Annotated in this window: 11 protein-coding genes and 1 pseudogene; 2 read left to right on the top strand and 10 right to left on the bottom strand. The window is 37.0% G+C overall.

What is annotated here, in order from left to right; all coding sequences use genetic code 11:
• Nucleotides 1-838 (top strand): PDDEXK nuclease domain-containing protein (locus tag A0F92_RS03540; RefSeq protein ID WP_167516785.1); only part of this gene is annotated, 838 nt, incomplete at its 5' end.
• Between the two features lie 10 nt (nt 839-848).
• Here the strand turns inward: A0F92_RS03540 and A0F92_RS03535 are convergent.
• The 6 genes and pseudogenes from A0F92_RS03535 to A0F92_RS03515 form a co-directional block, all read right to left on the bottom strand.
• Nucleotides 849-2,732, bottom strand: coding sequence for a UvrD-helicase domain-containing protein (locus A0F92_RS03535; RefSeq protein WP_068241758.1), 1,884 nt, complete (start codon nt 2,730-2,732; stop codon nt 849-851).
• Nucleotides 2,729-4,939 (bottom strand): ATP-dependent nuclease, encoded by a 2,211-nt coding sequence (locus A0F92_RS03530; protein ID WP_068241756.1) that lies wholly within the window; start codon nt 4,937-4,939, stop codon nt 2,729-2,731. Before A0F92_RS03530 ends, A0F92_RS03535 begins: the two co-directional genes overlap by 4 nt.
• 149 nt (nt 4,940-5,088) lie before the next feature.
• A complete protein-coding gene (gene mobC / locus A0F92_RS03525; protein ID WP_068241754.1) occupies nt 5,089-7,074 on the bottom strand; it encodes a conjugal transfer protein MobC in 1,986 nt (661 codons plus the stop codon).
• 16 nt (nt 7,075-7,090) lie between these two features.
• Nucleotides 7,091-7,912, bottom strand: coding sequence for a hypothetical protein (locus tag A0F92_RS16030; protein ID WP_394330961.1), 822 nt, complete (start codon nt 7,910-7,912; stop codon nt 7,091-7,093).
• Between the two features lie 9 nt (nt 7,913-7,921).
• A pseudogene (locus A0F92_RS16025) lies at nt 7,922-8,239 on the bottom strand (relaxase/mobilization nuclease domain-containing protein); the annotation flags it as partial.
• 107 nt (nt 8,240-8,346) lie between these two features.
• Nucleotides 8,347-8,742 carry a plasmid mobilization protein gene (locus A0F92_RS03515; protein WP_068241750.1) on the bottom strand — a complete coding sequence of 132 codons (396 nt, stop codon included), beginning with the start codon at nt 8,740-8,742 and terminating at the stop codon, nt 8,347-8,349.
• A 273-nt stretch (nt 8,743-9,015) separates the two neighbouring features.
• Here A0F92_RS03515 and A0F92_RS03510 point away from each other — a divergent pair, with 273 nt between their 5' ends.
• The gene (locus tag A0F92_RS03510; RefSeq protein WP_068241748.1) at nt 9,016-9,279 is read left to right on the top strand and encodes a hypothetical protein; all 264 of its coding nucleotides are present in this window, start codon (nt 9,016-9,018) and stop codon (nt 9,277-9,279) included.
• A gap of 8 nt (nt 9,280-9,287) precedes the next feature.
• Here the strand turns inward: A0F92_RS03510 and A0F92_RS03505 are convergent, their stop codons facing one another.
• Genes A0F92_RS03505 through A0F92_RS03490 form a run of 4 tightly spaced genes read right to left on the bottom strand, consistent with a single transcriptional unit; the run spans nt 9,288 to nt 15,864 of the window.
• Entirely contained in the window at nt 9,288-10,430 is a 1,143-nt protein-coding gene (locus A0F92_RS03505; RefSeq protein WP_068241746.1) for a Wadjet anti-phage system protein JetD domain-containing protein, read from the bottom strand.
• Entirely contained in the window at nt 10,427-13,825 is a 3,399-nt protein-coding gene (locus tag A0F92_RS03500) for an ATP-binding protein (RefSeq protein WP_068241744.1), read from the bottom strand. The genes A0F92_RS03505 and A0F92_RS03500 overlap by 4 nt, the downstream gene beginning before the upstream one ends.
• Nucleotides 13,806-14,399, bottom strand: a complete 594-nt coding sequence (locus tag A0F92_RS03495; protein ID WP_068241741.1) for a DUF4194 domain-containing protein — start codon at nt 14,397-14,399, stop codon at nt 13,806-13,808. The genes A0F92_RS03500 and A0F92_RS03495 overlap by 20 nt, the downstream gene beginning before the upstream one ends.
• Before the next feature lies 1 nt (nt 14,400).
• Complete coding sequence (locus A0F92_RS03490) at nt 14,401-15,864, bottom strand: DUF3375 domain-containing protein (RefSeq protein ID WP_068241739.1); 1,464 nt, start codon at nt 15,862-15,864, stop codon at nt 14,401-14,403.
• Nucleotides 15,865-15,907 lie beyond the last annotated feature (43 nt).

Here is a 15,907-nt window from a genome sequence, read left to right as displayed (position 1 = left end):
GGCTTATGCACCCCATTTGGTAATTGGTTCGACGGCGTCGAACCAAATTGGGCTGGCAGGCTCCGGAGAGGGTTTTTCAATTAGTTCGGCACTGGCGAACCTAATTGAAAATAAGGCATTTTACGAGGCTTTTACAGGTATCAGCTTCTCCCATCATTTTACCATTATCACCAAAATAAAGGGCTGGGAAGCCCGGATTTTCTATATCCAGTCTGCAGCAGCCAATTTCTGGTCGCTGACAGTGCTGGAACACCATATTGAGAATAACCTGTATGGCAAAGAAGGTAAACTGCCCAACAATTTTGATGGTACTTTGGCTGAAACTTTAAAGCCCTCAGCACTAAAGGTATTTAAGGATGAATATCTGCTGGATTTTATTGCAGGTGATGAACTGGACGATGAACGGCACATTGAACAACAGGTAGTTTTAAATATCCGCAATTTTATTTTGCAAATGGGCAGGGGCTTTTGCTTTATTGGCAACCAATACCGGCTTGAAGTGGATGGGGATGAGTTTTTTATTGACCTCCTCTTTTTTAATCGTATCCTGCAATGCCTGGTAGCCTTTGAACTCAAAAAAGGAAAATTTAAACCAGCCGATGCTGGGCAGCTTAATTTTTACCTGAATGTACTGGATGAAAGGGTAAAGCTTGAGCAGGAAAACTCAAGTATTGGAATTGTACTTTGTAAAGAGAAAAATAACACAGTGGTTGAGTTTGCTATTAAAAGTTTTGATAAGGCCATGGGAGTGGCTACTTATAAAACCTCTAAACAAACACCATTAAAGATGAAAGGGATATTGCCTGATACGGATGAGTTAGGGAAGTTACTGGAATGAGATGAGTAAGTTAAACTGTTTCAATTTCATTTTGCTCAAACCAACCATAGTCAATAGCGTTTTGTTTAATTGCCGCAGGGCTATCTGTATATGCAACTATTGCCAAGCTGCTTTTAGCCCTGCTACAAGCTACATAGAAAAGCCTTTTGGTTCTATCAATACCTGTTTCTTTACCTTCACTTATGTTCTTTCTATCTCCGTCGGTAAGCCCTTTAGCTCCAAACAGTTTGTCGTAGCTAAATAAAAAGCCTTTTGCTTCTTCATCGTCAATAATCACCATCACTCTTTCGTACTCCAGGCCCTTCACACCTTGGTGTGTTCCGAATTTTGATTTTTCAGAAAGATACTCACTGTACATTTTTAGCTGCGAAAAGGGTACTTCCAATGCCTGCCGCCAGGCAGGCGTTATCTCATCACTATTTTGCTCCGGCGTTTCGTTATTACCGTTGATAGAAGCAGCACCTGCAACCACTGGCACCAATGATTCTGGTATTGAAAATAATCTGGTATTAAATATATTCTGTAATACATTCTTCAATAATGGATCTTTGCCGTTATCCCATAACTGCAAAAGGCTTTCCAGCATTTTCTTTGCTTTCTTCACATTCTCAAGCTGCTCCTCACTTCGTACCAATTGTTCTTTCGTTAGTATTTCTGCGTTAGCTTTTACAATTCGTGTTACCTCAAACTGGTCTCCGGTTATATGGGCTTCTATCAAAGGCAAAATAATTTTTGTAAATAATCTAAGAGAAGGAAGAGTACCGTCCAGCAACCCTGTACGAAGTCTGTCCTGCTCATATAAGGGTGCAAAAAAATCAAAAAAGCCCATGCGCCTTGCAGCCATGTGATGCTCCAATATAAGTGTTTTCACATCTTTATTTTCTTCACTGTGCCAAAGTGAATCATTTGTAATAGCCATCATTCGTTCGCATATCTTTACTTCTGCTTTCTGCTTATCAATATTTCGTGGCACAATGAATAATCTTACAAATCCATCTTCCTTATCAGTTCTTGGTTGCTGTTCCTGTCCGTCAATTCCTTTCCTTATGTTATTAATTAACCGTATTATTTTTTTACCTGAACGATGGTTCATTTTCTTGGCAGGTGTTATCCATTCCTGTGGAAGGTTTCGTCCCAGGTTCTCTTTTCCATCCATGTATATACGCTGCATAGTATCGCCAAACAATCCTAATGAAAATGATTCTTTCTTTTGCTGCTGAAGAAGAAAAAATGCATCAATAAGCTCCCGTTTTGTGTCTTGGCTTTCATCAATTAGGATAACAGGAAAACGGCTTATGACAATATCCTGCATTAATGGAAGGTTAGTAATGAAATGCGCAGCAATACTTATTACTTCTGTATGATTTAATGAATCCCGTGTAATATTATCTCCATTGGGATTGTAAGTAAATTTCACAATTGAATCAAGTGAATCAAATCGTTTAGATTTAGATTTAATTTTGGCTGCTCTTTCTACAGAAGTTTTATTGCCCAGGTCCCTGCTTTTACTTTGTTCAGCATTTAAAGTATTAATCTCTGCAGACAAACTCTTTCTAAGCCATTCTCTGATATCGAAAGTATAATGCTTAATGGCTTCCCATGCAAAACTGTGTATTGTACTCACAGAAAATATGGAATCAAATTCAAGCCGGCGGGTTATTTCATCACTTGCAGCATTAGTGTATGTAATAATGGCTATTTTTTTCCGATGAAGCCGAAAACGTTTTCCATAGTCATTTTTGAAACGCTGCAAAACATTTACAAGTGAACGGGTCTTTCCAGAACCTGCCCCGGCAAAAAGAAAAAAACTTTTAGGGCTGTCTGGATTAAGACAGGCATATATTTCCTCATCTACATTATCATCTACGGTATTTTGTTTTACTGATACACTCATTTCTTTGTTTTTTGAGTAACAGGTTTAACATCTTTTTTCTTTGGCTTTAATCTTTCTTCAAGCCAGTCCAATCCTTCCTTAATGTATGCAGGAGTAATAAGAATATTTGGTTCATTAAAATAAAATAGGTCTAAGGCAAACTCTGCCTTTTTTGCGCCTTTATCTGTAATAGCATCATACATTTCCTTCGCTGCTTTTTTCACATCTGTTTCTTTTGCCGCATTAATCATTTTTTTAAGCAGCCCTGTTCCACTTGTAAGTGCTTCAAAAATACTTTTATTAGTGAGTACCAGCGAATCCTCAAATGTATATGGGTACACTTCAATTTCTTTAGCCCCCTCCTTCAGTTTAATAGTAGTTTGATAAGCGACCCTCACCGGAAAACCTGCATCTTGTTTCTTTGCAAAATCTAACGCAAGCAATTTATCAAGTTCGTCTGCCACAGGAAGCCACTTCTTCAATGTGTCATTTCCAGTTTTATAACCTTTACCCTTATCAGGTTGAACTTTACTGTTGTTTGCTGCCGGGTTTACCGCATCCAGGTCAGTAATAATTAGGGTTATAATGCCAAGACTTTCTATAAGAGGCTTCAATGTATGTGCATGACTACCGCCAATTTCTAAAATAGAGATATATGCATTATTCAAGTCGGTATGATGCCTAATGAAGTAAGGAACCAGCATCCGCTCCGCAGGTCCTTCCACCAATATTACTGCATCTGCAAAAAACAAATCACAATGTGTTGTTCGCAAATAACGGACTGCGAATTTAGTAGTATCATCATTATTACCAAAAGTGTTTGATAAGTTTATCACTTTGGATGTGGCAATAGATTGTCCGGCAGCCTGCTCTCTTTTGAAATATCGCAGGCTTGTAAAATCTATTTCATGTGCTATATGATTGGAGTGGGTGCTGATTACAAGCTGCGTAATAAATTTATCATCTAACAGGTTGTTATTACTCCTTAATACCCGGTATGCTTCACGAATAAACACCTGCTGAACCTGTGCATGTAAATGTGCTTCAGGTTCTTCAATCAATACCAAATGCAATGGTTCAAATTCAGGTATGGCAGATGCTGTACTGCTTGGTCTGTAACTTTTCCCTACCTGCATCCACTCATCCCTGAAGCGAATAAGTTTAAAAATCATGGAAATAAGGTTTTGATATCCAAGTCCATTGTATTTTTCAGGCAGGCTTAATTCCGCCCCTTCATCACCAAGACTGTATCTTACTGATGAATCATGCTTCAGGCTTTCAGTGGTATTGATGTTGCTTGCCAAACTAATTGTTGGATTTCCAAAGCCAGGATAATTAAGCCCTTCAAGTTCTCCAATAGCTGATTTAAAACTTTCCTTGAGGTTTTCTTCAAATAATTTCTTGGCATCTTCCATTGCCCTCAACGCTTCTACATCTTTTTCAGTAGTATTTAACTCCGGGTTCAGATGCTTTTCATAATAATTGCGTAGCTGATTAGAAAGATTTTTCTGTGTGCCTGTAGTTTCGCCACCTTCGGTATTTACATCTGTAAAACCCCGTTGAGCATTAATAATATCAACTTTAATTAATCCCTTTAATGCATCTGTATCTAATGGTAAACTGTTGGCAGGTAATTTTTGAACGGTAGTTTTACAAGCAGGGTCAAGCAGATAAGTTTTGATTGTAAAAAATTCATGCAGCCGTTTTTCTAAAAAATCCCACATATCTTTTGGCCACAAACTGAACCCGGGTGTTCCTTTCTTTTTTGCAGCAGACATTTTACGGGCATTGCCACAAATGCTATAAAACTCTTTGTAAAGTGCCGACACATCAACTGGCTCAAACCGCAATCTTATGCCTAAAGAACCCCCGGTCCAGCTAAGGGTTGGGATGAGGTGGCTTACATAATGGATTTCTGTTGGCTTAACAGAAAGCCATACGTCTAATGTTGGCAAATGTTCCTCCCACTTGTCAATCTTCAAATCAATCTTGGCGACATCGCTTTCTTTAAGCCATTCTTCGCAAATAGCATTTAGATGTTTCCAGTTGGAAAGAGTAAAGTCCCTTGTAGTAAACTTCTTTGCTTTGAAAAAAATAATGAGGGCATCCATAGCAGTGGTTTTACCACTGTTGTTGGGGCCTACAAAAACTGTTTCTTTATCTGAAAAGTATATTCTGCAATTTTTTAATCTCCTGAAATTTTGGACATCCGTAAAATCAATTCTCATAGTTTAGTTTAAAAAATACTAAGCGTATTTACGTTTAAAATTAAATGTTAATAAAGGTAGTTATTTTATAGAACATTTAGTATTTACAAAACAGTCAAAATCCATGAAAGACAGCGTTTTAGGCACTGCTATTTTCAACGGCAAGTTTATTACTTTAAATTATCAAGATTATTTACTTCAGACATTTCCTTTTTCAACCTCCCCACTTCCTCCCCAATCAATCGCTTAATATCTATCTTTACCTGGTAGTAATTATCCAGCACTTGCTGCTGTGTAACATTAGAGACCGCAGGAATATCCCTGTAATTGCTCACTTCAGCATTTAGTTTATCATGGTCGTTGATGATTTCGGAGTGAAACATTTTGAGTTTGATTTTTTCTAATGGGTCATCAGCAACCATACCTACAAACTCACCGGAAGAAAGGGCTGCAATTTTACTGGCAGGTATAGCACTATCCAATTGCTTAGAATGGCTGATGGAAGTATCCATCCGGTTAATGGAAACACTCTGCCGGTCCTGCATTATTTTTCCGAAACGTTCACTTAGCAGTTTAGATGTTTCTCCCATCACCTGGCCACTGATGATATTGCCAGTAATGTTTACAATTACATCGGCTTGCTCCCGGCCATAATCTTTTTTAAGTTGACTAAAATCCTGCATGGCAAGAGTGGTCGCAACTTTATTGCTTCTTGCAGTGGCAATCAGGCTGTCAATATTGTTGAAATAGATAGTGGGAAATTCATCAAATACCAAACTGCATTTCTGCATTCCTTTTTTATTGACTTGCCTTACCAGCCGGGAAACATACAGCGATAACACAGCTCCATAAATCTGCTGCTTCTCCGGGTTGTTGCCTACGCAAACAATTTTTGGATGTTTTGGATTATTGATGTCTAATGTAAAATCATTACCGCTCAGCACCCAATACAACTGCGGAGCGGCAAGCCTTGCCATACCGATTTTAGCAGAAGCCACCTGTCCCTCTAATTGCTCCATTGCATCGTTTTGATAGGCTGTAATGAATGGGTTAACTAACACTTCAATTTCTGGTTGTGTGTTTAGCACCGGAAACAATTCATCATACTCTGCCTGCATCAGTTCTATTACATGCGGCAGGGTGCAATATTTTCCATCAGCATATTTTCGCAAAAACCAAATGACAGCCGTAACAAAATTGATTGGTGACTCTACAAAGAAATCTCCTTGCTTGTTTATCCACTCCCTGTTCAGCCCTAATAAAATTGTCCTGGCGCTTTCGGTTGCATCAGTTATATCATTCATACTATTTGGGTCCAGCGGATTGCAGCGGTGCGATACAGAAAGGTTATCAAAATTGATTACATAAAAAGATGGCTTTACCGAGTAGTTGTGTTTGTTTTGTTGCAGCCAGTTGTAAACAATCTTGCTCAGGTCATCGTATTTAAAATCATACACAAACATGGCAAAGCCTTTTTCAATATGCTGCTTGATAACATGCTGAATGACAAACCAGCTTTTACCGGCACCGGGACTTCCGATAACCAGCAAACCCCGAAAAGGATTGATGATATTTATCCAACTTTTTCTTACCCTGCCTTTAAGATTGTAACGGGCAGGCAGGTTGATGGAATATTCATTGGAGATAAGCCGTTCTTCCTGCGGAAATGTTTCGTTAAGTGAATTGAAAACATCATTGCCCAGATTGTACCGAATTAAACGGCTGAGTAAATTGCCACCAGCAAGTATCAATAAAAAGCCAATGCCGGTGGCGGTGATGTAAACAATCGCAACGGTCTGCACATCATATTGTAATTTGAAAAATAGCTGGCTTGAAAAATATAGCAGCATTCCAATCAGCAAATAAGCAGTGATGCTTTTCCAGTTTATCTTTTCATCTTTCTTGCCCTGTGCTCCAAATAATGAAATTATCAGCAGCCCCAATGCCATAAACTTTGATGTAAGCTGATTATGGAATAATCCTGTGTTGGAAATGTTTTTCATCAGCCTGTCAGTTATGGTAGATTTTAATTCCCATTGCTCAAATGCCACATAGCAGTAATAATAAAAATGCAGCAGCAAAATAAAGATGCTGGCAAACCTTGTCAGGTCAACTATTTTCCGCAGCCCCTGTTCATTCTCTCCTGTGTGTGACATAACTTCTTTTTACATTTTACAAATTTGGTTTCTTCTTTTTTCGTTTCTTTCTAAGCAGACTGTAAGGCGTATTGTCATATTGCTCTTTGGTAGAAAGCAACAAATCTAATGGGCTTTCAGTTTTGGTTGTAAATGGAATTGTTTTTTCCTGTTGCTTTTGCTGAACCATTTCTTTTTGAATGGAACCGCCGGAACCTCCGCCTTTTGTTTCATCTTGTGTTTGTGATTTTTCTTTACCAGTTACTAACCTGCTTTGCAATGCTGCAGCACTATAACCTTTTCCTAAATCACTACCATTGAAAACAACTTTGTTTTGGTTGTCAACGAAAGTAATTCCGTACAACCTGCCTTCAGCATTTTGGCGAAGCAGTGTATATATGCTTTTCTGTTTCAAATGCTCCAGCAATTCTTTCATTGTAGAGGGTGATTGGGAAAGGCAATCATCCAGTTTAGTTTTTACAAATGGTTTTAATGATTCTTTCGCAGTTTCGTTAGCTGTAAATTTCTTCTCCAGATTATTCAAAATAGGCTTGCAAGAAATAGAACTTGCTTTGATAGGTACACCAACCTTATTTCTATCAGCATCCAGAATACGATAAACTAATCCACGGTTCTTGTAAATCCTGCCTTCTTCTTTGCCTCTGTCTGCGATTACATTGAACTGTTTTAACGCCGCATTAAATTCCGGTAATGAAGCAAACTTGTATTGACTGAAAACTGCACCCACAACATTTGAAATACTTTTCTTGGTTTCCAACTTTCCGTAAATCGCTTTCTCAACATCAACAGATTTGATACCTGGACTTCTTAATTGCTGCTGCCTTTCTGCTTTTACCAATCCATAAGTTTTCTCAATTTCCTTTCTTGCCTTTTCAGATTGGTTTCTGCCGATATTGTGGGTGTTAATTCTGCTGCCATCTTGTTTGATAGTAGTGCTTACAATGTGAATGTGTGGATGCCCGGCATCTTCATGTTTGTAAACCAAGTAAGGTTGCTCGCTAAATCCTATCTTCTGCATATAGTCTGATGCAATTTGTAACAGCTTGTTTTCATTCAGCTTTTCTGATGGGTCAAAGTTGAGAGATACATGCAGCGTTTTTGTTGTTGCCCTTTCATTCAAAGTATTTAGTCTTTCAAAACCAGCCAGCTTCTGATAAAAGTTCATCTCTTTTGCGTTTTTTAAATAGTTGGCTGCATGAAGGCAAACAGCATTCCCTTTCAGCACCTTCTTTTCGTTGTAGTTTAGTGCAGCTTCAATACTTTTTGGTATGGTTATTTTTGCAACCATTGCTCATAGAGTTGATTCATTCTCAATTTTATTTCTTCTACTTTACTAATTAGCGTTTTCTGCAAACCGTCATACTGCTGCACCCAAACCCTGAACTCCGGTATCTTGTCCAGCAAATGCAATTTGTGTACTGCCTGGTTAAAATTGTTGCCGATAGCATTCAGTTCTTTTTTCAGGTTCAGCATGTCTAATAAAAAATCATCTGCACTTTCGTTTCTGTACTTAACTGTTACAGGTTTTTGCAAAGCCACTTTTCGCAGGTAACTGCTGGTATCTTTTTCAGTGGTTTTTCCTTGCAGCTTTGTTAGCTCATTTATTTCAGTTTCATTCATCCGTACTACTACCATTTTACTCCTCACTTCACTTTCTAACTTCTTCATGGTTTTAAGTTTTCTGTTTCAATGCCCCGAAACGACTTCGGAGTGAAGGGCAAGATGCCCCAAACGTATAACGTTTGTACATCTTGCCATGTGCAAGACCGGGCACATTACTTCTTTACAAAATCTATCCGTTGGGGATATTTTATGCTCCTGTAAAGTCATAAGAAAAGAGGTGTAAAATGTGTACCAGTATTGCAATTTGCATGGCTAATATTTAGTCAGGCAACACTTTTATTTCGTTAATTACAGAATGATTATTTTAGCTGCATAAAAATGGATATAAAGACTGAAGAAATTAAAAAGATTGTTTTAGGCGATAACAGCCTGTTTTCTTACACAATAAAGAAGGTAGAAATAGTAAATGTTTTAGGTACAGTGGTTGCTGTATTAGATGAATATTTCATTACAAATTCTGCCGGAGAAAAATACAAATTATACAAGACTAAAGAGGGTAATTGGTATGATGTACCGGAAGCAAATACAGGGGTTGCTAAGAGTATTTTAATTGCTCTAAAATTAAAAATTGATACTCACTGATTTCTTGTTTATTGGCTTGTTAAATTAAGCCTCTCCAAAATATAGTTGTTCGTTATTCTTTCCTGTTCTAATCTCTTATTATTTGTTTGCAAGAATTCATACAGCCACACTTCATCCTCATTTAGCATATCAAGTTGCAACTTTCTATAGGTAGATGTAACTGCAAACTGTTTGAACTGCTCATAAGTTACTTTGTCCATCAATAAGCTTAATGCAGAAGGATAATATTGCCGGATGATATTCAGCATTTCAAAGCCAGCAGCATCAAGGTCAAACCAGCAGTAAAGCTCTGCTTTAGCTAGCCATGGAATGTGTTTACTTACCCGGCTTTTAAAACCTTCCCCAAAAATAGCTACGGCATTTTTTATTTTGGGAAACGAAAGAAAACAAGCCCTGTTTTCAATAATAAATACCTTCTCTGGTTGCCAGTTTAGCAAGGCTGAATCGTCTATAGTTAGTGCTACTTCATCGAATCCAACAGCATGTTTCAGGCTCTCATCTAATATTCTTATTTGGGCATAAACATTGGGTTTTTTGATATAGTAGCGTCCTGAAAAACTCGTTTCATTTTTATTTATCCAATCTGGTGGTAATAGTATGTCTAACAGCTTTTTCAGGGCTGCTGTATTATCTTCAATAAATTTTGAATGAACTTCTATGGGCAGTTCCCTTAAATACAAATTATGAGGCGGCTTATTCTTACTAAAATAGTTACAGACTTTTATTAAATCGGGCAGATTGCCTGATTCATTTAATAAAAATGGTACATTATCTTTCGCCCATTCTGATAATATTGGGAAGGATGCTGTAAGCAAATTAAAGGCATTATAAATTGCTGAATAACCAGCAACCTTCTTTGTAAAAAAAAGATAATCAGAAAAACTTTCAAAATATATTTTGGCTGGTATTTTTTGTTTTGTACCATCAATTGTTTTCTCTCTCCACTCTACAGTGTATCCTTTGCCTTTTGCATCTTTTGAATGTTGATACAAGGGTACAATAGCATCTTTCAATTCGCTGAAATTTGTACCGGAAACTTTTTTATTAGAAGATATAACTAACGGAAATACCTCTTCACCTTTCAGCACAGCACTTACAGTTTTAAAAAACTGCTTTGTTGATTTCTCAAATAGTTCTTTTGGCGTAATCATTCTTTGGTCTCGGCTAATTGTTTAAAGCTTTCTTTCTTTTCGTAATACTGTTCCATGGTTAGATTGTACAGGACAGAACTTTTCTTGTTTTTTATTTCTACAAAATGAACAGAGCTAATATAGGGTTCTGCTATATTAATTTTATCCAATGGAGTAACTACTAAAATTTGAAGATTTAACTGGGCGCAAAATTCCATCAGGAACCGGCTTTTTTCAGGGTCCAATTTGCTAAAAGCTTCATCAACCGTAATAAAGCGGAGACTCTTATGCTGTTTACCCTGCTGAAATATGCCAAACTGGTGGGCAATAGCTGCACCTAAAATCGCATAAGTAAATTGTGCTTTTTGCCCACCGGAATAACTGGCTGTGTTATCATGATATTGACCAGCTTTATTTTCTACAGCCGAATATTCCCTGGCACTGAATACAAGCCAGTTTCTTACATCTGTTACTTTCCTTCGCCAGGTTTCTTCCTTTTGCAATTCAGTAATTAACTCTTTTATTTTATTAAATACTTCCTGCCGGTAATTTTCATCTTTCTGAATAGCAAAATCCAGTGTATTAGGTATGGCACTATTTAACTGACCCCGGAAAATATTTATTTCATTTTCACCCCTTAGCTGTCGGCATTCCAACTGAAGATAAGTATCAGGATTTCGGTTGAAAGTTATTTTTTTGAGTGGCACATTCAACTCTTCAATCATATCCTCAATTTTACACAGTTCATTGTTAAGCCAGGCCCTGTAGCTTGTAAGGGCATCCAGCATACTTTTATCCATATAATCCCGGAACCTTCGTTTATGTTCAACCAGCCGCTGCGTTTTTATAGTTTTATATAAATCTTCCAAATCATCAAGCCCTGTCAGGTCTGCTTTTATGTTCATTACATCACCGCTCCAGTTAGCAAATTCGTTGGTGATTTTTTCTCCTGGATTTTTAAAGGCGGCAATTAATGTAGTGGTATCAAGTTCGAGTTTATTAACGGCATTGCCTGCTGTTTTTTGTCTTGTTTTTAATTTAATGGCAGCCTGCGCCACCATACTGTCAAACTGCGCTAATGTTTGCATACCAGATGAAGCAATTTCTTCTTCATTTATAAATTCAATAATTACCTGTTCACCTGCTTCCTGCAATTCTTCAAACTTCAGATTAAACTTATGCAGATTCTTACTGTTATATTCATCGTCCAGTTTACTAATCTTTGTTATCAGCGCATCTCTATTATCTTTCTGGGTCTGCAGTTGCTTTTCTACTTCTTTTATTTGATTGACGATTAATTCATAAGCATCAGATGATTTTTTTAAATCCTGCACCTGTTTGTTCAATGCGTTAATCTTTTCTGCATGTTGAGCTGAATTTATGTCGTCATAATTTTTTATCTGTATGAGGTTAGAAATAGTTTGGGCTTTTGATTGTAAAACCGAAATAAGTGGTGTTAATTCTTTTATTTCATCAGACAGTTTAGTATGGAGTTTTTCTTCATTTGATTTTTGCTGTAGCAGGTACTGAATGGTTGCTTTATTATCCCATCCCAGCCTGTATCTTGATTTATCCCATCTTCCCGGCCTGTCATCTTTCTCATGCCTGTTTACATTTCTTATCAAACCATTTGAAGTAATGGCTTTTGGCGAACCATAAAACACTTCTAAATCATCCGTACAATAATAATTAAATCTGTCAAGCAGTGTGGTTTCAAGCCATTTTGTGTATTCTGATTCCTTTAATTCCAATTTATTTACTAAAGCATCGTTATCCGCTGGCCAGCGTAGAATACTGTTGGAAGGTCTTCGTTCAATTTTATAATATACCAGTTTTGTTCGCATATCATTATTGTAAATAAACTGGTTTGCTGCTTTGCTGAATTTTTCAGGAACCAGAAGTTGCATAGAGAAATTGTGTAATAGTTTTTCAATTGAATCTTCCCAAAGCTGTTCAGATGTTTTCACTTTGATTAATTCACCTGCAAACGGAATTTCATCTTCTGTTGTTTCCAGTATATCGACTAATCTTTTTCTTGCATTAATAAGGTCGTCGGGAATCCTGTTTTTTCTGGACAAAAGAGATGTGATTTGCTGCTGCAGGTTATCAATTTTATTACTTACACTTTCCTGCTCAATTTTTAGTCTCAATTTCTTTTCACCAAACTTTTCCGCTTCTGCCGGAACTGAAGAGTTTAACTCAAGGATTTTATTATAATTATCTCTGAATACATTTGCATCAATATCGGTATCCAGCTTTAACTGTTCACAGAATTTTACATACCGGGTATTCTCAGCACTCTTGCGATTTCGTTTTTCTGTTTCGCTGTCAATATCTTTATTCAGCAAAGAGACCTGGCTGTCTATATTAAGTGCAGCCCTTTGAGTAATAAGATGCTCCTTTTCTTTATCAAGACTATCTACAGAAGCCGAAACTAACTCTTTATCCTTTGTGGCAATTTCAATATCCAGTTCAAGCCTTTCAACATCTTTCTCCAATAATCCATACTCAATTTTACCAAGATAAAAGGGCATTTGTTCTTCGATAAAATCCAGCTTTTCCTTTTTACTCCGTAATTCTGTTAGCTTGGATTTATTTTCAATTACAGGCTGTAAAAGCTCAAGCTGCTTTTCGTCTTTTTGTATCGCCTTATGACTTATTAATAAATCGCTATAATGATTGTAAAGGCTTTTAAATTGTTCTTCTGCATCTGCCTCCTCCAGCATTTCCTGGCGTATGAAATTGGTTAAGTCACCTAATACTTTTATACCCACGGTCTGGCTGAAAAGTGAAAGAGCTTTGTCTCTTAAACCAAACAGTTCACTAAACCTGGCCGCATATTCTTTAAAGCTGTTATACACTTCAGTTTTGGCGTATTGTTTTACCAGCTTTTTCTTCCAGTCGCCTCTAAAGTCAAAATGGTCTTTTCCAAAGTTGTCATTTATATTCAGGGGATAAGGTGAAACAATAAATACCTTTTGCAGTCCGCCATTACCAAACCACCTCGCCTGCACCAATGTAATTGTATGTTGTGTGCCTGAATTTTGAAAACAGGCGAGTAGAACTGAATAAGGATTATCCGCTTTGGTACGCAACTGTTCCGTCTTTGACTTTTCCTCTGCTTCAGAAAATGTTTTACCATGATAGCCCCAGAAATAGGAATTTTCATCCCGTTCTTTTTTGGATTCAGCACCCGAAGATTGGTTATAAAATCTTTTATTAGTAGGTACAAGTATAGTAAGTAACGCATCAATCAACGTCGTTTTGCCACTGCCATTTGCACCTGTAAGCAGAGAAGTGCGGCCATCGGGCTGTAGTTTATATACCTTACCATTGAATGTACCCCAGTTAAACACCTCCAGGTATCTAAGCCGGTATCCATTATCTGAATTATTATTACTGAACAGGGTTGACATAGTTGCTTAACTTATTCTTTATTTCTTCAAGCTTATCATTACTGATAAAGGCTTTGATAATTCTTTTTATTTCATACTGGTTATTGTCTTTATTGACACTATCTTCCCGGTTGAGTTTCAGGATGCCAATATTTATTAAACTGGTTATTGGCTTTGACAAGTCTTTCCATAATTTACTTTTGTTGGTTTGTTCTTTAGAAAACAATTCTATCCGTTCTTTTATTTCTTTTTGGGTGAGATAGAATTTTGTTCCGTCACTTTTAACATCAAATTCTTCAAGCCCTTCCCTCAGCATTACAGCAAGCAATGTAGCCTCATAATTTAAAGACTGCTTTTTCATAAGGCGTGGCAATGGATTATCATCATTTTCATCAGTTTCAGGTTGCATAATCCTTGCAAAACCATCTGGCTCATTAATGATAAGTTCCATACCTATTTTACCGAAATATTCCTGTATGGCAGATTGCCAACCTAATAATTCCCGCCAGATGTTTTTATCATCTGCATAAACCGGCCCTTGCAATAGTTTAATAATTACTGCTGCAAATGGAGCTCTTGCTATTTTTGTTTCCATATTAATTTGTTGTTGGCCGTGTATAAATCACCATTGGCACATTTACCTTTCTTTCACCAATTAAAATTGGCTCTTTCGCTTCTTCTATTATTATATGATGCGTACTTGAAGTAGCTATCGAAAAATAACCAACTATTTCACTCAGTCCATTTTCAATTCCATATTCATCAATAATTTCTTTCAATGTAACCTGAGTCTTTTCTTCAAGCATAGTATCAATTCTCTGTAATAGTTTCTTTCTGTCAATTGTAAACTGGTCAAAGAGTAATTTAAAATCGGCATCCCCATCTTCGCCGGTGCCATCAGGGAATAATATGCCCGTAATATCGTCTTTCTCTTCACCGGGTTCCCATCTGTCAAAAAGATTAATGTAGGGCTCATCCTCAATAACTATAAAATCATCTTCCTTTATTTTTGTTTCAATAAGGGAATAAGCCATTTGCCTTATATCGCCAATCAACTCCATTGCCCGCCTTCTTTCCAGCATATTTTTTTCAGAAAGTACACGGCTAATTTTTTCGCTTAATTTTCTGTTTGAATCAATCACTTTACGTCCTGATACATGCAGGTAGCGCTTCAGGTGTTTTAAAAACCTGTCGTTATTATAATCAATATTGTGTTCATTCAAAAGATGATAAAGTCTTTCCGTAAGTTGTGTAAATTCCTGTTGTCTTCTTTCGTCCATCAAAAATTCCCAAAAAGCTTTAAAACTTTTTCCCTGTGGCTTCTGGTCAATGTCATCAAGGGCATCCAAAGCAAATACCAATAATGTACCTTTAGCTATATCTTTTTCTGTGTACTTCCGTTGTATATCCTTTCTTATTTGTTCAAAGTTCTGTTCTACTTCGCTGAAATCTGCAAGCAGTTCCCTTGCCATTTTGTTTAGATCGTAAAATTGTTCTTTAATCTCTGTTTCATCAAACACTGATGGTTTCTTTCCAGACTTTAACAGGTTTATCTCGTCTTCAATAGCCCATTTTTTCTTTTGCAATTCTTCTATTCTTGCTTCTGCATCTTCGTTAGTCTGTTCAATCATTTTTTGAAGCTTAAAGAAAATATCCTTGAAACGGCTGTTTGTTCCTACATGTTCCCTGCGTTCTAAATCAGCAATCCATTTTAAAGCCTTACGAGTGTCTGGAGTTAATTCATGCAGGTCTTCGCCTTCATCGTTGGGATATTTACTTAAGAATCCGCCATTGCTCCATTTATCAATGTACTGTGATGCCCTGATTGAGAAGTCATCAAACAATGTCCCGGCATCCAGTTCTTCATCTTTTTCTTCATAAGACAGTTCTTCCATATATCCTTCCAGCTTACTTCGCAATTCGCTATTTGTAATGGTGGTTACGTTTGCATCTGAAAATACCTTTTGGAAAAAGGAAATAATAAATGCAGCATTTTTAGCCCTTAAAAGCAGTAAAGGTTTGGCTGTTTTAAATTGTACAAGAATTTCCTCAAAGGTCATATACCGAAAATAGCATTTTTAGTTAAGAGAATGAAATAGAATG

This window comes from Hydrotalea flava, assembly GCF_001623405.1.
GTDB lineage: Bacteria > Bacteroidota > Bacteroidia > Chitinophagales > Chitinophagaceae > Hydrotalea > Hydrotalea flava.
This window is presented reverse-complemented; position numbering and strand designations above follow the sequence as displayed.

Excerpts from the sequence above, each read along its gene's own strand:
- A0F92_RS03505 (WP_068241746.1), bottom strand. The coding sequence starts at position 10,430 with ATGATTACGCCAAAAGAACTATTTGAGAAATCAACAAAGCAGTTTTTT.
- A0F92_RS03535 (WP_068241758.1), bottom strand. The coding sequence starts at position 2,732 with ATGAGTGTATCAGTAAAACAAAATACCGTAGATGATAATGTAGATGAG.
- A0F92_RS03515 (WP_068241750.1), bottom strand. The coding sequence starts at position 8,742 with ATGAAGAAGTTAGAAAGTGAAGTGAGGAGTAAAATGGTAGTAGTACGG.
- A0F92_RS03495 (WP_068241741.1), bottom strand. The coding sequence starts at position 14,399 with ATGGAAACAAAAATAGCAAGAGCTCCATTTGCAGCAGTAATTATTAAA.
- A0F92_RS03510 (WP_068241748.1), top strand. The coding sequence starts at position 9,016 with ATGGATATAAAGACTGAAGAAATTAAAAAGATTGTTTTAGGCGATAAC.
- A0F92_RS03490 (WP_068241739.1), bottom strand. The coding sequence starts at position 15,864 with ATGACCTTTGAGGAAATTCTTGTACAATTTAAAACAGCCAAACCTTTA.
- mobC (WP_068241754.1), bottom strand. The coding sequence starts at position 7,074 with ATGTCACACACAGGAGAGAATGAACAGGGGCTGCGGAAAATAGTTGAC.
- A0F92_RS03530 (WP_068241756.1), bottom strand. The coding sequence starts at position 4,939 with ATGAGAATTGATTTTACGGATGTCCAAAATTTCAGGAGATTAAAAAAT.
- A0F92_RS03500 (WP_068241744.1), bottom strand. The coding sequence starts at position 13,825 with ATGTCAACCCTGTTCAGTAATAATAATTCAGATAATGGATACCGGCTT.